The organism is Hoeflea phototrophica DFL-43 (assembly GCF_000154705.2).
GTDB classification, from domain to species: Bacteria; Pseudomonadota; Alphaproteobacteria; order Rhizobiales; family Rhizobiaceae; genus Hoeflea; species Hoeflea phototrophica.
Map to the genome: position 1 here is coordinate 688,347 of NZ_CM002917.1, position 17,628 is coordinate 705,974.

The 17,628-nt window shown below is 56.4% G+C and carries 19 protein-coding genes; 11 read left to right on the top strand and 8 right to left on the bottom strand.

The window, feature by feature from the left end:
* Window positions 1-5: 5 nt before the first annotated feature.
* Window positions 6-1,226: a Druantia anti-phage system protein DruA gene (locus HPDFL43_RS03235; RefSeq protein ID WP_040448996.1), complete on the bottom strand. Its 1,221-nt coding sequence runs from the start codon at window positions 1,224-1,226 to the stop codon at window positions 6-8.
* 520 nt (window positions 1,227-1,746) lie between these two features.
* Here HPDFL43_RS03235 and HPDFL43_RS03240 point away from each other — a divergent pair.
* Window positions 1,747-2,286: an antirestriction protein ArdA gene (locus HPDFL43_RS03240; RefSeq protein WP_007195811.1), complete on the top strand. Its 540-nt coding sequence runs from the start codon at window positions 1,747-1,749 to the stop codon at window positions 2,284-2,286.
* A gap of 15 nt (window positions 2,287-2,301) precedes the next feature.
* Here the strand turns inward: HPDFL43_RS03240 and HPDFL43_RS03245 are convergent, their stop codons facing one another.
* The 7 genes from HPDFL43_RS03245 to HPDFL43_RS03275 form a co-directional block, all read right to left on the bottom strand.
* The gene (locus tag HPDFL43_RS03245) at window positions 2,302-2,640 is read right to left on the bottom strand and encodes a hypothetical protein (protein WP_007195812.1); all 339 of its coding nucleotides are present in this window, start codon (window positions 2,638-2,640) and stop codon (window positions 2,302-2,304) included.
* Between the two features lie 481 nt (window positions 2,641-3,121).
* Complete coding sequence (locus tag HPDFL43_RS03250) at window positions 3,122-3,433, bottom strand: helix-turn-helix transcriptional regulator (RefSeq protein ID WP_007195814.1); 312 nt, start codon at window positions 3,431-3,433, stop codon at window positions 3,122-3,124.
* Window positions 3,423-3,752 (bottom strand): type II toxin-antitoxin system RelE/ParE family toxin, encoded by a 330-nt coding sequence (locus tag HPDFL43_RS03255; RefSeq protein WP_007195815.1) that lies wholly within the window; start codon window positions 3,750-3,752, stop codon window positions 3,423-3,425. The genes HPDFL43_RS03250 and HPDFL43_RS03255 overlap by 11 nt, the downstream gene beginning before the upstream one ends.
* 57 nt (window positions 3,753-3,809) lie before the next feature.
* Window positions 3,810-5,117, bottom strand: coding sequence for a relaxase/mobilization nuclease domain-containing protein (locus HPDFL43_RS03260; RefSeq protein ID WP_007195816.1), 1,308 nt, complete (start codon window positions 5,115-5,117; stop codon window positions 3,810-3,812).
* Window positions 5,117-5,509 carry a hypothetical protein gene (locus HPDFL43_RS03265; RefSeq protein WP_007195817.1) on the bottom strand — a complete coding sequence of 131 codons (393 nt, stop codon included), beginning with the start codon at window positions 5,507-5,509 and terminating at the stop codon, window positions 5,117-5,119. The genes HPDFL43_RS03260 and HPDFL43_RS03265 overlap by 1 nt, the downstream gene beginning before the upstream one ends.
* Window positions 5,510-5,805: 296 nt before the next feature.
* Complete coding sequence (locus HPDFL43_RS03270) at window positions 5,806-6,621, bottom strand: hypothetical protein (RefSeq protein WP_007195818.1); 816 nt, start codon at window positions 6,619-6,621, stop codon at window positions 5,806-5,808.
* Window positions 6,622-6,665: 44 nt separating this feature from the next.
* Window positions 6,666-7,964, bottom strand: a complete 1,299-nt coding sequence (locus tag HPDFL43_RS03275; protein WP_007195819.1) for an ABC1 kinase family protein — start codon at window positions 7,962-7,964, stop codon at window positions 6,666-6,668.
* Window positions 7,965-8,296: 332 nt separating this feature from the next.
* Between HPDFL43_RS03275 and HPDFL43_RS03280 the strand changes: the two genes are divergently transcribed.
* From HPDFL43_RS03280 to cheD, 10 genes are all read left to right on the top strand, one after another.
* Window positions 8,297-8,953, top strand: coding sequence for a glutathione S-transferase (locus HPDFL43_RS03280; protein ID WP_210165614.1), 657 nt, complete (start codon window positions 8,297-8,299; stop codon window positions 8,951-8,953).
* A gap of 683 nt (window positions 8,954-9,636) precedes the next feature.
* Window positions 9,637-11,163 carry a globin-coupled sensor protein gene (locus HPDFL43_RS03290; protein WP_169743219.1) on the top strand — a complete coding sequence of 509 codons (1,527 nt, stop codon included), beginning with the start codon at window positions 9,637-9,639 and terminating at the stop codon, window positions 11,161-11,163.
* A gap of 66 nt (window positions 11,164-11,229) precedes the next feature.
* Window positions 11,230-11,529, top strand: coding sequence for an STAS domain-containing protein (locus tag HPDFL43_RS03295; RefSeq protein WP_007195823.1), 300 nt, complete (start codon window positions 11,230-11,232; stop codon window positions 11,527-11,529).
* Window positions 11,526-11,891, top strand: a complete 366-nt coding sequence (locus HPDFL43_RS03300; protein ID WP_007195824.1) for a response regulator — start codon at window positions 11,526-11,528, stop codon at window positions 11,889-11,891. Before HPDFL43_RS03295 ends, HPDFL43_RS03300 begins: the two co-directional genes overlap by 4 nt.
* A gap of 13 nt (window positions 11,892-11,904) precedes the next feature.
* Window positions 11,905-14,259, top strand: a complete 2,355-nt coding sequence (locus HPDFL43_RS03305; protein ID WP_007195825.1) for a chemotaxis protein CheA — start codon at window positions 11,905-11,907, stop codon at window positions 14,257-14,259.
* A gap of 60 nt (window positions 14,260-14,319) precedes the next feature.
* Window positions 14,320-14,733: a chemotaxis protein CheW gene (locus HPDFL43_RS03310; RefSeq protein WP_245271124.1), complete on the top strand. Its 414-nt coding sequence runs from the start codon at window positions 14,320-14,322 to the stop codon at window positions 14,731-14,733.
* Window positions 14,730-15,620, top strand: coding sequence for a protein-glutamate O-methyltransferase (locus HPDFL43_RS03315; RefSeq protein WP_007195827.1), 891 nt, complete (start codon window positions 14,730-14,732; stop codon window positions 15,618-15,620). The genes HPDFL43_RS03310 and HPDFL43_RS03315 overlap by 4 nt, the downstream gene beginning before the upstream one ends.
* Window positions 15,617-16,675, top strand: coding sequence for a protein-glutamate methylesterase/protein-glutamine glutaminase (locus HPDFL43_RS03320; protein ID WP_040449001.1), 1,059 nt, complete (start codon window positions 15,617-15,619; stop codon window positions 16,673-16,675). The genes HPDFL43_RS03315 and HPDFL43_RS03320 overlap by 4 nt, the downstream gene beginning before the upstream one ends.
* Complete coding sequence (locus tag HPDFL43_RS03325; RefSeq protein WP_007195829.1) at window positions 16,675-17,064, top strand: response regulator; 390 nt, start codon at window positions 16,675-16,677, stop codon at window positions 17,062-17,064. Before HPDFL43_RS03320 ends, HPDFL43_RS03325 begins: the two co-directional genes overlap by 1 nt.
* Window positions 17,061-17,618 carry a chemoreceptor glutamine deamidase CheD gene (gene cheD / locus HPDFL43_RS03330; RefSeq protein ID WP_007195830.1) on the top strand — a complete coding sequence of 186 codons (558 nt, stop codon included), beginning with the start codon at window positions 17,061-17,063 and terminating at the stop codon, window positions 17,616-17,618. The genes HPDFL43_RS03325 and cheD overlap by 4 nt, the downstream gene beginning before the upstream one ends.
* Window positions 17,619-17,628: the final 10 nt, after the last annotated feature.

A 17,628-nucleotide genomic window follows, 5' to 3' on the forward strand; every position in this document is an offset into this window, starting at 1 on the left:
TCAGATCACATCACCGCAGCGGAATTCTCGTGAAAACCTTGTTGCTCAAGGCGGGATAGCATCTGGCGGCTTTGGCTTCCGAAGAGCCCCATTAAGTCTTCAACAGTCCAGTCTTGATATTCAGACCGTCGCTTCGCTCGCGGCTGCATCCATCTTTCTGTTGCTAGCCCTGCAATCTCTTTGGTCGACAAAAGCGCATCTGTATTGGGCTTGCCTGTTCCTGATTTTAGAATTGCGTCTGCGTTCGCTGCGAGTCGGCTGATGAATACCTCGCGCTTGATGCCATGGCGAAGCATGTCTTCTTTGAAGCCCAGTTCCGCAAGTGCCGCCCTGGTTGTCCGCATACGCCAGTTTGGGCCCTGACCAAATCGGTGCTGGTCCGCATATCTATGATCAATATCTCGAAGATAATCGCGCAATTCTGCGAATAAGCAATCCGGGATATGAAAATGCCCCCATCCTCCGGTGAAGCCAATTGATTCGAGATATTGGACACCGTCGAGCTTCACGCGGTTATACACCGATGATCGACCCATCGAAGACGATGTCGTCACCGCTAGCAGGCGCGCTTTCTTTCCTTCACCAGATATTATTCCGGTTGTGTCGCCATAGGCTGCCTTGAAATCTTCATAAAGTTCACGGCTTCGGAGTAAACACGCCACCAACTTGCCGCCAAGCAATTGGTTGTAAGGAGGTATTGCACCAAGGACATAGGCGTCCATGATGTTGACCAGCCTTGCGCTTCGGTCCTTGGACGTCCAGCCGATCAGCCTATCACGAACGGCAAGATTGAAAACAGGATCGCCGATCGCAATCAGTCCCATCAACTTCCCGCTATTCTCATCCCAAACAAGATAGCGCAGCCGCCTACCGAAACCATTTGAAACCGGCACAGACCAAGTAAGTGATGCAAGACGAAACAAGTCACCTTGCTGCGTTCCAGTTGAGACGCGTTCAATAACTGGAGAAATCCTAGATGGGTCGACATGTTTTCCGTCAGCAAAGTGATGAAAAAGTCTAGGCGCTCTTGCTTCAAGAAAATTTTTATTGTCCTTTATACGATCTTCGCGCTGGACGCGGTGTAGATTACGGACGGTCTCCTTTCCCTCTCCCTGGAAAATAAGTTCTCCATTTTTTGTTTTTGCAAATCCAATACTGTGTAAATGACGCCGTAATTTACGCTTTAGAATTGCTTCTCTTGATTTAATTGTGACAACAGAATTCATTTTTTTATTATAATTCTCTTAAATATATAAGAATTAGAGAACATGATCATCATCGCTTCTCATATTTTCATTTTACATCAAAAATGACACACCAATGTTGAAATTAAAAGAGAAATGTAATTTCCAATGAAGTCTCGCCGTTGGCGTCGGTCGAACTTGATGAATAACGTTCTACCTGGCTGGTCAGGGAACAGTTTTCCGGAACAGATATTGTAAAGCAACGTAATTCGTCCACATCCCGCCTGCGGCGGAACCGGGCTGTCGTGAACCGAGCCAGCGTCGCTGTCTCGGCCATGCGGCGTCCATCCCTTGCGCGTTTGATGCTGAGCACATGACCTGAGCTTAGGGCGCTGCCCTGGGCGCACTTCAGCAAAAATAGAACACTGACCGTGGCTCGGGCTCTCGCCCTGCGCCCGCTCCACTCAGCGTCGATTTTTCCTTCCGTTTGCACACCCGCTGTTCGCCACGAGGCAGGGATGCATGCGCACCCCTGTTTCAATTTAAGCGGAAAGGAAAACACATGGCACACGCAGCATTTCAAACAGCAACACATGACAGCGACATCCGGATTTATGTTGCCTGTCTGGCGGCTTATAACAACGGCATTTTGCACGGGCGCTGGATCAAAGCCGATCAGGACGCCGACGACATCCGCAGCGAAATCGCCGCGATGCTCAAAGCCTCACCCATCGAAGACGCCGAAGAATACGCCATTCACGACTATGAAGGCTTCGATGGTGTTTCGCTCTCGGAATATCAAGGCATTGATGAGGTTACCGCTTTGGCGGCATTCATCGCCGAGCATGGCGAACTGGGCGCAGAACTCTTCAAGCATTATGGCGACATCGACGCGGCAGAAACGGCCTTGGAGGACGATTATTGCGGCGAATATCGCTCACTCGCCGAATACGCCGAGCAATTGACAGAGGAAACTGTCTTGATCCCTGAATCTCTGCGCTATTACATCGATTATGACGCCATGGCGCGGGACATGGCGATGAGTGATGTGCTGGTCATCGAGACCGGCGTTGAGTGCGTTCATGTGTTCTGGAGCCGATAACATTGAGATGCAGGCTTACAAGTCTTCGGGCACCTCGTTGGGCTGATAGGGCTCCAACCAATCCGGCGGGTTCTCGGGCTCCTGAGGCACGGGTCTGTTATCCGGCACATCCCCCGGCTCATCATCGTCGTCAAATCTATCTCTAACCCAATCCCTTATCTGCTCTGCAGGGTTCCTGGGGCCATCCTGATTCAGGTCGCCACCCGGGCCGAGCCTTCTCAATTCTTCAGCTGTGACTGGCTGGTTTTCGCTTTCAACGGCTTCATAGCCTTCCTCTCCGATTCCTGCATAAACTCCAGGCGTATTGGATAGAAAAAGAAATGAAGAAAAGCCAAATACAAATACTTTTTTCATATCTTATCTCCGACGCTATATGCTTCAAGGAGGGCGGCTAGCATTTCTTGCATAAGTTTGTTTTTTATTCTTTTGGGGATTGGTGCAATATATCTTTGTTGATTTTGATCAAACAAGACTTTGCTAGCCATTTCATTTGCGTGAAAAGCGAACGCTGGTTCGCATTCAGAAATGGCTCTTATCGCCGTCGTTCTAATCCGTTTCTCTGAACTCGTGTCGCCATATTTTGCAAAAGCTCGATTTGTGCAGATTATAGTTGTTTCTCTTGCATACTTTAGGTCAGCATCAGAAACGGGTCTCTTAGAGACTGAATTCCATGTATTTGATGTCACGCAACCACAAAGGACGATACATAATACAAAGATTTTTAATTTATTTAGCCACATAACAAAACTCTGCAGTTTATATCGTTTGCACCCCAACTAATCGGCTAATAATATAGCGAAGTCATCGTAGAAAAGCAAACATCAACACTGTTTGCTTATTGTTGCCGATCTACCTCTGGTTCGAAACCAACAGTCACGGAATATCCTAGCACACGCGCATAGTCCTCCAGCGTCGCCAAGCGTGGAGAGACATCCGAGTTCAGGCTTTCCAGCCTTGAAATGTTGCTTTTCTTTGTGCCGAGCTTTTCAGCCATCTGTTCTTGGGTCAGCCCCGCTTGCTTACGCAGTGCGATCATCTGGCGCTTCATCTGAAACACAGAGCCCAGCGCATCATATTCAGCGCGGACTTCAGGGTCTTTGAGGGCTTTCTCGCGAAACCCTGCCATGTCTGGGCGTTCATTGCTCATCTCGTATCTCCTTCATGCGTTTGCGCGCCGTCTCCATGTGCCGTTTCGGCAGCGCGTTGCTCTTCTTGATCGCCGTCAACAAAATGACGATCTCTTGACCTTTCACCGTGCAAAACACCGAACGAGAAATTCCTTCCTTGCCCTTGGCTCTGATTTCGAAGAGGCCGCTACTCAGCGGTGCGGTATGCGGACGTCCCAAGTCCGGCCCAAACTCTTCAATCAGATCAACAATCCGCAAGAAATTGGCCAAGATGCTTTTTGGCAAATTGAGCGCCTCTTTCTCGACCTTCGCACTGTAGAATGTGACTTTCCAATTCATAGAATATGTTATCATTAATGATAACTCTCTGTCAAAATATTTATATATAGCATGAGGCTAAAGCTCTGGCTCTGGACCATCACGGGCGTGCGCGATGTCGGCACTTGGCCGCATGTGGGCATGGCTTTGAGCCTGATCGAACTCTAAAGGCCGCTCAAGCCACGCAATGTCTTGACCAAGTTCTTGCGTGGTTGCCGAGAGGTCGAGTTGGCGTTTCTCATGCTCTTTTGCCCGCTGCTGTGACCGTCGCTCAAACCTGGCGGCGAGGCGCTGCGTCTCCACGAGATCACGTACTTGCGCGGCCTCACGCTCCAGCGCATTGCGCCGTTCCGCTTTGCGCCTGTGTCCTGTCAGCCTGTCGATAAAGCCTAAGATGCCCTTGCGGATGCGCGCTTGGCGCTGCGCTTCCTCTTGCTGCGCACGGTTGTTTAGCCGTGCATCAAGTTGGGCTTGGCTTCGATGCAGCGTTTTGTCTTGATTGGCGGCGCGCTGTGCAAACACGGCACTGAAGCGTTTGGCTTTCGCATGTTGCTGATCGCGCAATTCCCGCAAGCGCTTTGCGACCTGAGCCGCCGCCTTGGCATGGGCTTGCTGGACGGTGGGTAGAGCATCAGGTTCTCCGAGCTTCTCGCGAACAGTCTTGGTTTTCACGCCAACCCACCGCGAAATTGAGTAGACCTCGCCCTTATAATCGACAGCGACAAAGCCGCGCCGATCCCCTTTGGCCAGAATAAAGCCTTGTTCTTCGAGCGCATGCGCAAACCCGCCGATGCTATCCGAGATTGCCCATCGCTCCTGAAACATCGCCTTGAGGGTTTTGGCATCGCGCCCTTGGCGCTTGGCTTGCTGCCATTCCGCAAGCGTGAAGTTTTTCGGATCGCGCCGTGTCGGATCGATAAAGCCATGGGGCATGCGCCAGCCATGACGGATGTATAACTCACGCCCGACATCAACCAGCTTGCGCTTGGTATATGAGAGCTGCACCGCCTTCATGCGCTGAACTTCAATCCGGCTCCACACGGCATGAGCGTGTTTGCGAAGCTTTCCATCGCTTCCATACTTTTCGTGAAAGACGATGATGCGCGGCTGTTTGGAAAGGCCGAGCCGCTCTTCCGCTAGTTCGGCCGCATCCAGAAAATCCTGATCACTCACGCTTTCGCCCTTGGGCGGGTTCAGGCTCAGTGAGAATAAATGCTGACGGCACTTGGTGGCGCGGCTCATCGCGTAGGATTCCGTGAGCGCGCCCATAACATCGCGCGAGATGAAACCGCGCACATCGACGACCTGAACGGTTTCATTCTCGTCCTTCATGAGATGAAGGGCGAGGTCTTTGGCACCGCCGCGCTGATTGCCGTGCAGGATCATTAGTAATCACCATCATACGGTTGAGCAGGTGGTTTCAGCCCCAGAGCACGGATCAGATCATCACGCATTTCCAAAACCAGCAAACACGACGCTGCGATCTGGGCTTCCTGCTCATCACTCAGGACGAGATCACCGGCCTCGATTGCCTTGGCGATAGCATCCAGATTGGCAAACACATCATTTTCGCCGAGCGCTGCCAGCACACGCACCAACATCTGATAGCGATCCAAAACCTCTGAAGCGCCTGGCATTAGTGCGTCGGCAAACACGCGGTCTTTGATGAAGCTGCCTAGCGGCTGGTCGCCAGCGAGTTTTTCCAGTCGTTTGCGTTCGGCTTTATTCAGACGCAGCGACAGTGGAGCGGGGCGCTTTGGTTTGACATGAGCAGTCATGACAGCCCTCCCGGAGAAGGGCCTTCCGCTGCTTTTGTGTCCAGGTTCTCCTCGTCACACACAGCAACGACTTGCTCAAAATCTGAGTGCTTGAGCCTGTGCCCCCAATCCTCCAAAACCTCGATCAGAGCGTTCGAAGTCTCTCTATCGAGGGGCACCACTTTTTTTCAAGCAAAAGCGATAGTCTTCAGCTGTCTTCAGGATGGCTCTGCCCCGGCGCCGTTGGCGGTGTTTGCTGGCACGACACTCCTCCTCCGCGCCTCAAGGTCGCCAAGCAGCCTTTTTCCGCTCTTTGCCTATCCGGTCCGCTTGCGGCTGCCGCAGGCAGTGTCTTGCTCTTGTGCGGTGCCGGTTGAGTCCGCTTCGGAAGAGCGATCCTCAATCAAGCCTTTTGGCGCTGCGGGGCATGCTGAAAGCCACAAATCATCAAGCCGAGACAGCGCAGCTGCGTCGAAATCATCGATATGATGCCAGTATTCGCCGTCCTCGATCATGTAGCCGAGCCGGGCTTCTTCCTGCAGCGCGGTTTCGGCTGCGGCGGAATCGATCCCTGTTGTGAACGGCCTGGAACTGAGATCGTTCAGCCGTGCGCGGGGAAACACCAGCCGGCTCTTGGGCTCGGTCGACAGGTTGACGCAGGCGCAGCCCTGCCGATGCGCCAGCGCCATCAGCCGGGCTGATTTTGCCTCCAGCGATTGCAGTGTCACGTCCGGGCGCAGCGGATCGGCAGTCCCCTTTCCGTAGAAATGGGTCACGGTTCCGGAATAGGTCATGTCGCAGCCGAAATAGGCCAGGATGTCGGGCTTCAGCGCATCGAGAGCCCAATAGCCGGCGGTAAACGCCATGGTACCGCCGGCGTAGACGAAGCCGCCGAACCGGTTTTGCGCCGGCACATAGCTTTCATGGCTGTGAACTTCCTGTCCGGGCAACAGGGTGCGCGGCCTGCGATCCTGTGGGAAATCCCCGGCATGGATCAGGTAATCCCAGTCCGGACGCACCCGCCAGGCATTGTTGATGGTGACAATCGTGAGGTTGTCGGGCTTTGGCCAGTGCCGGGCGTGGGGTGCGCTCGGGCCGCTGCCAAGGATAAGAACAATTGAAGGTGGTCTCAAAATCTCAATCCGACTTGTCTCTCAAGTGTGGTGACGTGCTCGCGTCAATCGCAACGAACCGGTGCGGGCGATGTAAGGTGTGGTTCCAGAAGTCCCGCGATGTCGACGCGCGCTTTCAAACGGCTTGCCAACAGGTACATCCCGCCGATTTTGCGTTGCAGGAACAAGACATCTATCGGCGGAACGTGGCCGAATTCCCGTTCCGCGGCCATCATCATTCCGTGCTCGCGAAGCGCCGGGAGCAGGGTGTCGTCGGAGAAGTCAAAAACCGGGTTTGTTCGAAGGGCACTGAACATCAGCTCCGCCATCTCCAGAAGCTTTCGCTCATGATGGCGCGGCATGTGCTCGCCAAAAAGGCCCAGCGCCAGCGCAGCGGTTCGAACCTCATCCCTGTTGCCTGCAAGCCCTGCTTTGAGGAGGTTTCTGTATTGGCTCGCAACATTCGTTGAGAGTTGGCGTGTTGCGCCAAAGTCGAGCAGAACAACTCGGCCCGAAGCAACGTCATAGCGGTAATTGGCGAAGTTCGGATCTGACTGCATGAGCTGGAACTCGAACATCTCGCGCAGGACAAGTTCGATCAGAGTGGCAGCGACCCGGTCCCTGAGCTCTTGCGAGTGTGATGCAAGCGCTTCGATCGGGACGCCTTTGACAAAAGTCATCGCAAGCACGTGCTCGGTGGAAAAGTCGGCCGCAAGGTCGGGTACCAGAAACTCCGGTGAGTCTTTGAGCAACTGTCTGAAATTCAAGAGACATTCGCCCTCGCGCACGTAGTCAGCCTCTTCGTGAAGCTGCTGTTTTGCGGCCACGAGCAGGGGGGCAATGTCGAGGCCTTTTGGCAGCAGACCCGACAGGCGCAGCAGCGCTCCGACATTGTCCACGTCGCTGTCGATGCTGTCGCGCACGCCCGGGTACTGGATCTTGATCGCAAGCTCTCGTCCGTCTGGCGTTTTCGCACGGTGAACCTGACCGATTGAAGCCGCAGCCAGAGGGGTTGCGGAAAACTGTGCGAACCGGCTGCGCCAGCCTTCGCCCCATTGCTGCTTCAAGGTGGCATTCAACTGCGCTGCCGGCATGTGTTGCGCGTCTTCGCGCAGGCGGCTCAATATTTCGGTGAGTTCCATGGGCAGCAATTCGCCGGCGTCCATCGAGATCAGCTGGCCGACCTTCATCGCAGCACCACGCAGATGCGCGAGCTGCTGCGTAACGCGGAGCGCATTGCCCGGCGTCAGCAGCAGCTCGCTTACCGAAGGTCGTCTGCCGCGTGCCACCTGCAGGGCGCCATCAACAAGCATGCCGCCCAGAACTCCTGACGCCATGCCGCCAAACAGCGCCAGTCTTGACATGCGGCTGCTGGGAACGGACCGGCTTGGCGAAACAGTTTTGGGATTGGACAAGGGGGACTCTCTAAGCTGCGCGCCGGGTGACAGGTTTTGCTTTTGCGATGCTTTTCCTAACCGGTTGATTTAGGCGCGCATTGCCATCCGGCAATGAGAGAAGTCCTTTTCCATGCTCCAGGTCTCCGAGATTGCCGATAAAGAGGGGCAGGGAAACAGTTTCATGCGCAGATGCGTCCGTGCTCAGCCAGCTTTTCTGGCTGAATGGACTCTCGGTCTCCGGCTTTGCTGCGATGCGAATTCCCGCTAACCTGTTGGCGATGATTTGGCAGGACCCAGCCGTGACATATCCGATACTTTATTCATTCCGGCGTTGCCCCTATGCCATCCGGGCGCGAATCGCCATTGCCGCATCAGGCGTCAAGGTTGAGTTGCGCGAGGTGGTTCTGCGCGACAAGCCGGCAGCTTTCCTATCCGCTTCGCCAAGCGCAACCGTGCCGTGCCTGGTTCCGGCAACGGCCGGAATGGCCGGTGAGGGCGCGCCGGGCGGCCCGACGGTGATCGATGAAAGCCTGGATGTAATGATCTGGGCGATGAAACAGAATGACCCGGAAGGTTGGCTCGAGATGCCTGATCGGGGATTTGACTGGATTGCCCGTGTGGACGGACCCTTCAAGCAGGCGCTGGACCGCACAAAATATCCGCAGCGCTATCCTGAATCTGAGCCGGTGGAGCAGCGCGGCATTGCCGCCGCATTCCTTCAGGAACTGGATCAGGCACTCGGCAACTGGATCTTCGAACGGCCCAGTCTGGCCGATTTCGCCATTCTTCCCTTCGTGCGCCAATTCGCCTTTGTCGATAAGCAATGGTTTGACGCCCAGCCCTGGCCGAAGCTGCACACCTGGCTATCGAGGTTTCTCAGCTCTGACCGTTTTGAGAGGGTGATGCGAAAGTACCCGCAGTGGCGCCTGGGCGACGAGCCTGTTTACTTCCCCTGATGCACGCCGCGTTTGAACAACACAGATGCATCATTCCAAGGCGCGATAATTCTCTCAAGCAGAAAGCGGAAACAACAGCGCACTGTTTAAGGACTAAAGGCCGGAAAAGCAGGGTTTTCAGAACACTGGAGTCTGACGCTCACGAGCGTCGGTCTTGTGCAAAAGCACTGAGAAGATTGCAAGTGTTGCAGTGGCAATGGCGATTGCGCCAAATCCGAGAACGGTCATGTCTCTATTCCTGGTGACTTCATTGTCATCGATAGACAAATAATTCACACAGTCGGCTTGCGCGAACCTTACCAATTGTGCCTCAAATTTATGGCCAATATTTGATTAACAGTGGTTGCACTTTGTTAACCTTCGGGCAAGGATTAAACCGTAAAAATTGACCCTCGTCGAATTGTAGCCGTTCTAGCGTATTTAAGGCTCACAAAGGCATGACGCCGTTTTGACGACCCGGACATAGGGCCGGATCTTTCCAAATGAATTCATCCGGGCGGCGCCCGGGCTTGAGAACCGGCATGTGCAGTCTCGCGGTGAGCGGAGCGGCATGGGGATTCGGTCAAGCCACAAGGCCGCTCTCGGAAAAGTTTCAAACCGCCGGGGGGCAATCACCGGCAAAATGGGGTAGGCGCGTGGGGAATGTCCAGGCAAGGGTGAGGGATGAGGCAGCGGCTGACGGCTTGCGCGCTCGTCTGGACCTGACAGCTCTCGATACCGAGGGCTGCGAGCGCCTGCGCGAAATTCGCCCGATGATCGAGGCTGAAGCCCGCATGGCGCTCAAGGGGTTCTTCGAGCGTTTGCAGAACACCCCGGAGATCGCCAGCCTGTTCAGCTCTGCACGACAGGTCGACCGGCTCGAAGATCTCGAGGTCGCCCATTGGTCGATCCTCTCTGATGGCCGTTTCGATACCCTCTATGTTGATCGCTCGGTCATTCTCGGCGAAGTGCGGCAGCGCATCGGGCTCGATGCGGGATGGTCCATCGGCGGGCACGCTCTGGTTCTTGAGCGGGTGATCCGCCGCCTGGTAGAGGAAAGCCGCACTGGCATCTTCAAGCATTTCTCCAAGCGCGCCGACCGCAACTTGCTGGCTGACCGGTTGGTCGATGTCGTCAAGGCAGCACTGATCGACATTGATATGCAGGTCTCCCATCGCCTGCGTGAACAGTCGCGAACATTCGAACAGCGCCATGAGGACGAGGCCGCCCAGGCACGCGAACTGGTTGAGAGCACTCTTGGCGCGGCGCTTGCGCAGCTTGCCGAAGGCGATCTCAGCGTTCGTGTCGATCCCGACAGCATCGACGCACACCGCCAGACTGCAGAACACTTCAACCGCGCAGTCAGCGGTTTCGAGGATCTGGTCAAGACCTCCACGGAACGCCTCTCGCGGGCTGAAAAACTTGCCCGGCGCATGGCGGACGATCTCGAAACGGTGCGCTCCGACATCGAGCGGCAAGGCGCAGCACTGGGCGAGCAGCACAGCGATCTTGACGACGTTGCAAACCGCATCCGCGCCAGCGCGGAAACCGCGCGTGAGGCCGAAGCCCTGATTTCCCAGGCGCGGCAAAGCGCGGAAGACGGGGACCGGATTGTCGAAAGCGCCATTGGCGCCATGGCCGGGGTGGAACAGTCCGCCGAGCAGATCGGCAAGATCATATCCGTGATCGACGAGATTGCATTCCAGACCAATCTCCTTGCACTCAATGCCGGCATCGAAGCCGCACGTGCAGGCGAAGCCGGCCGCGGCTTTGCCGTTGTCGCCACCGAAGTCCGCGCCCTGGCGCAGCGTTCTGCCGGTGCGGCAAGCGAGATCAAGGACCTCGTTTCAGACGCAAAGACCCAGGTTGGCCGTGGCGTGGAACTTGTCGGCAAAACCCGCTCGGCAATTTCCGGCCTGGTCGAGCAGGTGGGCGAGATTTCGAAATCTGTTGCGGGCGTAAGCACGCGGTCTGACGCCGAAGCGATCCGGATTGCCGCTTCGGTCTCGGCTCTGGGCCAAGCCGCGCAGCAGGTCGCCTCCGGTGGATCGCAGTTCTTCGGCCTCGCGGAAACCGGCGCAGACCTGCACCTCGTCATCACCGAACTTGGCGAGCAGATCAGATTGCATCGGCATCATCGCGGTGCCGGATTTGAAACCGTCGAAATCTCCGGCGCTCAGTCATGGGCGCCGGATGTTTCAGCACCGTCTTCCATGTTGAGGTCCGGATAATGCATCAGATCAAGAACAAGGCTGTTGCATGCCCCCGCATCTCAAAAACAAGTGAGGAACATCTAAATGTCGTCAGCTGACGCCGCACTGAAAATCCTGAAGCTGCCGGAGGTCCTCGACCTCAATGCTGCAAGCCGGCTGCACGAACAGGTTCTCGCCCATAAGGGTGAGAGTATTGACGTTGATGCCTCGGATGTGAGCCGCCTCGGCGCTCAATGTGTTCAGGTCCTGCTCTCTGCGGTTCAGAGCTGGCAGGCCGACGATCAGAGTTTCAAGGTCGCGCAAGCCTCCGACGCTTACATCAAAACACTGCAACTGCTGGGAATTTCGGATGAATCCCTGCTGCCCAAGGAGATACTGAGATGAAGAAAAAGGTTCTCACGGTCGACGATTCGCGGACCATCCGCAATATGTTGCTTATGACGCTCAACAACGCCGGCTTCGAAACCGTTCAGGCCGAAGACGGCGTGGAAGGTCTGGAAGTCCTCGAGGAAAGCGAACCCGATGTCATTGTGACTGACATCAACATGCCACGGCTGGATGGCTTCGGCTTCATCGAAGGCGTCCGCCAGAACGAGCGCTACCGGGCCATTCCAATTCTGGTTTTGACCACCGAAAGCGACCAGGAAAAAAAGAACCGTGCGCGTGAAGCGGGAGCGACCGGCTGGATCGTCAAGCCCTTCGACCCATCCAAGCTCATCGCAGCGATCGAGCGTGTAACCGCCTGACAGGATCTGCCCAATGGATATGAATGAAATCAAGGAGATCTTTTTCCAGGAATGCGAGGAACAACTCGCCGAACTGGAATCTGGTCTACTCGCCATCAACGACGGCGACAACGATCTGGAAACAGTCAACGCTGTCTTTCGTGCGGTCCACTCAATCAAGGGCGGCGCTGGCGCTTTCGGTCTTGATGACCTGGTCGCGTTTGCTCACGTGTTTGAGACGACACTTGATTGCGTTCGATCCGACAAGATTGAAACGTCTCCCGAACTGCTTAAGGTCATGCTCAAGTCTGCCGATGTGCTGGCGGACCTGACTGCGGCCGCTCGGGATGGCGGCAGCCTCGATCCGTCACGCACCAAGGGCCTTGTCGCTGAGTTGGAAGCCTTCGCAAAGGGGCAACCGCTGCCTTCGGCCAGTGCTGCGCCTGCAGCTGCTGCGGAACCTGAGCCTGCCCCTGCAGTCGAGCCTGAAGCTGCTCCTGCAGCAGAAGCCGCGCCGGCTACCGCTGATGCTCCGGCTCCCACTGATGAAAGCGGATTTGAACCAGTTCCTTTCAATTTCTCAGAGTTCGGCGACGAGGAAGACGCGGCATCCGATGACGACAGCCCTTCTGGCGAAGTCTTCACCGTCCGTTTCCGTCCCCGTTCCGATCTTTATGCCAAGGGCAATGAAGCTGTTCTGCTGCTTAGGGATCTGGCCGAGGTTGGCACGATTCTTGTTCGTTGTGAGCACGAGGATCTGCCAAGCATTGACCAGCTTGATCCAGAAGGCGCTTACTTTTCTTGGCTGATCCGGGTTGAAACCGACAAGGGTGAAGACGCGGTTCGCCATGTGTTTGAGTTTGCCGAGTGGGATTGCGCCCTTGAAATCACCGCTGGAGCGGATGAAGAGGCGTTCGCCGCCACGTCTGCATCAGGTGAAGATCAGCCGATGGCGCCTGTGCCATTCGATCTTTCGCTGCTCAGTGAGGCGCCGAGCCTCGATCCTGCGAAAGCACAGCCTGAGGCGGAAGTTGCCGCCGCACCGGCTGCCGCAGCCGCACCGGCCGCGGCTGCACCTGCTGCGGAAGCCCCGGTTGCGCCGCCAAGCATGCCACGCGCTGCAAAGGCGATAGCGGCAGAGGCTGAAAAGAAGGAAGCGGCAGTGGCCGCCGTGCCGGCCGCTCCTCAGACCATTCGCGTCGATCTCGACCGCGTCGACCGCCTCATCAACCTGGTTGGCGAGCTCGTCATCAACCAGGCGATGCTGGCACAAAGCGTCGTCGAAAACGAATCCGGCGGCACCTCCTCAATCAATCTCGGCCTCGAGGAGCTGCAGCAGCTGACCCGGGAAATCCAGGACAGCGTCATGGCCATCCGCGCCCAGCCGGTCAAGCCTGTGTTCCAGCGCATGGGCCGTATTGTCCGCGAGATTGCTGACATGACCGGCAAGAGCGTTCGCCTGGTTACGGAAGGTGAAAACACCGAAGTCGACAAGACGGTGATCGACAAACTCGCCGAACCATTGACCCACATGATCCGCAACGCGGTGGACCACGGGCTCGAAACGCCGGAAAAACGCACCTCCATCGGCAAGAATGCCGAGGGTATCCTGCGTCTGACAGCAAAGCACCGTTCGGGCCGCATCGTGATCGAGATCGCCGACGACGGCGCCGGTATCAACCGCGAGCGGGTTCGCAACAAGGCCATCGAAAACGGCTTGATTACTGCAGACACCAACATGAGCGATGAGGAAATCGACAACCTGATTTTCCATCCCGGATTCTCGACAGCGGAGAAACTGTCGGACATTTCCGGTCGTGGCGTCGGAATGGACGTGGTCAAACGGTCCATCCAGCAACTTGGTGGCCGGATCTCGATCACATCCAAGCCGGGACAGGGCTCCGTGTTCACCATGAGCTTGCCGCTCACTCTGGCTGTGCTCGACGGTATGGTGGTCTCGGTCGCGGACCAGACGCTGGTCGTCCCGTTGACGGCGATTGTCGAAACACTGCAGCCGGAAAAAGCCGACATCCACTCGTTTGGTGCAAACCAGCGCCTCATCGCCATCCGCGACACCTTCTGTCCGCTGGTCGATGTGGGTCACATCCTCAATTTCCGCGCAGATCTTGCCGATCCGATCAATGGGGTTGCGCTTCTGGTGGAATCGGAAGGTGGCGGCCAGCGTGCGCTCATGGTCGACGGCATTCAGGGCCAGCGTCAGGTGGTCATCAAGAGCCTGGAAGCCAACTACACCAACGTTCCCGGCATCGCAGCCGCGACTATTCTCGGAGACGGCCGCGTCGCCTTGATCCTCGATGTCGATGCGGTGGTGACGGCATCGCGCGGGCAACAACTCAGCCCGGAAATGACGTTGGCGGCGACAGGCTAGGGAGCTCGGAGTGGAATGAGGACTGGCGGTAGCGGCATGATGTGCGATCTGGTCGTCTTTATGATTGGAGAACGTGAGTTCTGCATCAGTGGCCAAGTTGTACACGAGATCCGTGACTGGGCTCCGGCACCGCCGCTGCCGCATTCACCCCGCCACCTCCACAACGTAATCACGGTGGGTGGCATGACTGTGCCGCTAATGGATATGTCGGACAGTCTTGGCTTGGGCCAGACAGACCCTGTCAAACGCCACGCTGTCATTGTGGTTGTGAACGGAAGCAGACGTGCTGCGCTTCTGGTTGATTCAGTCTCCGGCCGGGTTTCGGTTCGCGCAGACCGGATTCAGCAGGTTGCCGGAGCCTCAGACAACGGCAAGAGCCGCGCCATCAGCGGCATTGCAAACATCGAAGACCGAATGGTCTGTGTAGTAAAACCCGACGCCATGTTTGGCGCATATGGAAGTGAGGCCGCATGAGCGCCGCCGCAATTTTACAGTCTGGCAAGCCAGGCGATTGTCTCGTCAATGGCGAATATCCGCTGACCCGCAAGGATCTGTCGGATATTGCCGCAATGATCTATTCCGATGCAGGCATTGCGCTGAACGAAACCAAGGCCTCCTTGGTGTATTCGCGGCTGTCAAAGCGTCTGCGGCAGATCGGTCTTCGCAGCTTCAGGGAGTATTGCGAACTGGTCGGCTCCGCTCAGGGGGCTGACGAGCGGCGGGAAATGCTCAGCTTTCTCACCACCAATTTCACCCGTTTTTTCCGCGAAAACCACCATTTCGAGCATCTGCGCGATGAAGTGCTGCCTGGCCTTGTGGCCCGTGCGAAGTCTGGCGGTCGGGTGCGGATCTGGTCTGCAGGTTGTTCGGATGGCCAGGAGCCATACTCGATCGCCCTGACAGTGCTGGGCATGGTTCCCAATGCTACAACCTACGACATCCGGATCCTTGCGACGGATATCGATCCGAAGATCATTGCCCAGGCCAAGGCCGGTATCTATGACGAGCAGTCGATTGAGACGGTCACTCCCGCCATGCGCAAGCAATGGTTCACAAAGGTCGACGAGAGACGGTATCAGGTCAATGACCAGGTCAAGCAGCTGATCACCTTCCGCGAACTCAATCTGATGGCGCAATGGCCGTTCCGCGGCCCCTTTGATGTCATCTTCTGCCGCAACGTCGTAATCTACTTCGATGAACCGACACAGGCACGGATCTGGATCCGCTACGCCGACCTTCTGCCTCCAGGCGGCCACCTCTACATCGGCCATTCCGAACGTCTGTCGGGCGATGGCAAGGACCGTTTTGAGAACACAAACATCACCACCTATCGCCACAAGGGGGGCACCGGACGCTCATGACCCCAAAAGCACGTGTACTTGTTGTTGATGATTCCCCAACGATGCGTGGCCTGATCAAGGCCGTGCTTCGAAGCGATCCCGGTATCGATGTTGTGGGGGAAGCTGGTGATGCCATGGAGGCGCGCGCCGCCATCAAGCAGCTTAATCCCGATGTCATCACGCTCGACATCGAAATGCCGGACATGAACGGCCTGGAGTTCTTGGAAAAGATCATGAAGCTCCGTCCGATGCCGGTGATCATGGTTTCGACCCTGACCCACCGCGGCGCGGAAGCAACATTGGCTGCTCTCGAGATCGGGGCGTTCGATTGCGTCGGCAAGCCGGTGCCGGGCGATCCGACACCTTTCGGTCAACTCGCCGAAATCGTCAAAGCGGCAGCGCGCTCACAGCGCCATCTCCCCGATACTGCGGCTTCGGGGCAAGCGGCGCATACCCATTCGGCGCCCAGCGATTACCAGCCTTCGCGCAAGATCATTGCAATCGGGGCCTCCACCGGAGGCGTTGAAGCCCTGATCGCGGTACTTACCAAATTTCCGGCGAACTGCCCGCCGACCGTCATCACCCAGCACATGCCATCGACCTTCACCAAGAGTTTTGCTGAACGTCTTGATCGCCTATGTGCGCCCAAGGTCAAGGAAGCCGAGGATGGTGACCGGCTCCAGATCGGGCAGATCTATCTCGCCCCCGGTGGCGAGCGCCATATGGAGGTTGCCAACACCATGGCGCCACGCTGCCTGCTGTCTGAGGGTGGGCCCGTCAACGGTCACCGTCCGTCAGTCGATGTCCTGTTTGATTCCGTCGTCAAGGTGGCCGGTAAGAAAGCTGTCGGTGTAATCCTCACAGGCATGGGCCGCGACGGCGCGGCAGGGCTCCTTAGAATGCGCCAGGCTGGCGCCGAAACCATCGGTCAAAACGAGAAGACCTGCGTGGTTTATGGCATGCCCCGGGTGGCGAAGGAACTTGGCGGTGTCTGCCACGAGGTCCCTCTCAATTCGATTGGTGAGGAAATTCTCAGTTTAACTACAACAACCTCTCGCAAAGATAGGGTCGCGTGATGTCTATTGCACAAAAAATCAAGGTACTTATCGTTGATGACCAAGTAACCAGCCGGTTGCTTCTCGGCGACGCACTTCAGCAACTCGGATTCACCCAGATTACGGTGGCCGGAGATGGTGAGCAAGGTGCAAAAATCATGACTCAGCAGCCACACCATCTTGTTATCTCCGATTTCAACATGCCCAAGATGGATGGTCTCGGTTTGCTGCAGGCGGTTCGGAGCAATCCGGCGACCAAACGGGCGGCATTTATCATGCTGACCGCTCAGGGCGACCGGGCGCTTGTTCAGAAAGCTGCAGCGCTGGGTGCAAACAACGTGCTTGCAAAGCCGTTCACGATTGAAAAAATGAAAGCGGCCATCGAGGCCGTGTTTGGAGCTCTAAAGTGACGCTGGAAGCACCAGTAAAAAGAGTTCACGTCATTCAGGGCGAGTTCAAGGTCTCGGATGACCCCAACGTTGTCCTTTCCACCATTCTTGGGTCATGTGTTGCAGCATGCATGCGTGACCCGGTGGCTGGCGTTGGTGGCATGAACCATTTTCTTCTGCCTGGCGATGGCAACGGATCTGGTGGTGAAGCCACACGCTATGGCGTGCATCTGATGGAGCTGCTGATCAACGGCCTGCTCAAGAAGGGTGCTCGCCGCGAACGCATCGAAGCCAAGATCATCGGCGGCGCGAAAACCATCGCCGGCTTTTCCAACGTTGGCGAGAAGAATGCGGAGTTTGCGCATCAGTTCCTCGGCGATGAAGGCATTCGCGTCGTCGGCAGCAATGTCGGCGGAGACGTCGGACGCAAACTGGAATATTTTCCGGTAAGTGGTCGAGCCAGGCAATATCCTCTCACCGGTGCTGAAACACAGAAGACCGTGGCGCTGGAGAAAGCGCCGCCAAGAGTTATTGCACCGAAGCCAGCAGCCGAAGAATCGATCGAGTTTTTCTAGGGAGTACCGC

What these genes read in the sequence shown, in the direction of transcription:
- HPDFL43_RS03235 (WP_040448996.1), bottom strand. Translation starts at nt 1,226, where the DNA reads ATGAATTCTGTTGTCACAATTAAATCAAGAGAAGCAATTCTAAAGCGT.
- HPDFL43_RS03240 (WP_007195811.1), top strand. Translation starts at nt 1,747, where the DNA reads ATGGCACACGCAGCATTTCAAACAGCAACACATGACAGCGACATCCGG.
- HPDFL43_RS03245 (WP_007195812.1), bottom strand. Translation starts at nt 2,640, where the DNA reads ATGAAAAAAGTATTTGTATTTGGCTTTTCTTCATTTCTTTTTCTATCC.
- HPDFL43_RS03250 (WP_007195814.1), bottom strand. Translation starts at nt 3,433, where the DNA reads ATGAGCAATGAACGCCCAGACATGGCAGGGTTTCGCGAGAAAGCCCTC.
- HPDFL43_RS03255 (WP_007195815.1), bottom strand. Translation starts at nt 3,752, where the DNA reads ATGAATTGGAAAGTCACATTCTACAGTGCGAAGGTCGAGAAAGAGGCG.
- HPDFL43_RS03260 (WP_007195816.1), bottom strand. Translation starts at nt 5,117, where the DNA reads ATGATCCTGCACGGCAATCAGCGCGGCGGTGCCAAAGACCTCGCCCTT.
- HPDFL43_RS03265 (WP_007195817.1), bottom strand. Translation starts at nt 5,509, where the DNA reads ATGACTGCTCATGTCAAACCAAAGCGCCCCGCTCCACTGTCGCTGCGT.
- HPDFL43_RS03275 (WP_007195819.1), bottom strand. Translation starts at nt 7,964, where the DNA reads ATGTCAAGACTGGCGCTGTTTGGCGGCATGGCGTCAGGAGTTCTGGGC.
- HPDFL43_RS03295 (WP_007195823.1), top strand. Translation starts at nt 11,230, where the DNA reads ATGTCGTCAGCTGACGCCGCACTGAAAATCCTGAAGCTGCCGGAGGTC.
- HPDFL43_RS03300 (WP_007195824.1), top strand. Translation starts at nt 11,526, where the DNA reads ATGAAGAAAAAGGTTCTCACGGTCGACGATTCGCGGACCATCCGCAAT.
- HPDFL43_RS03305 (WP_007195825.1), top strand. Translation starts at nt 11,905, where the DNA reads ATGGATATGAATGAAATCAAGGAGATCTTTTTCCAGGAATGCGAGGAA.
- HPDFL43_RS03310 (WP_245271124.1), top strand. Translation starts at nt 14,320, where the DNA reads ATGATTGGAGAACGTGAGTTCTGCATCAGTGGCCAAGTTGTACACGAG.
- HPDFL43_RS03315 (WP_007195827.1), top strand. Translation starts at nt 14,730, where the DNA reads ATGAGCGCCGCCGCAATTTTACAGTCTGGCAAGCCAGGCGATTGTCTC.
- HPDFL43_RS03320 (WP_040449001.1), top strand. Translation starts at nt 15,617, where the DNA reads ATGACCCCAAAAGCACGTGTACTTGTTGTTGATGATTCCCCAACGATG.
- HPDFL43_RS03325 (WP_007195829.1), top strand. Translation starts at nt 16,675, where the DNA reads ATGTCTATTGCACAAAAAATCAAGGTACTTATCGTTGATGACCAAGTA.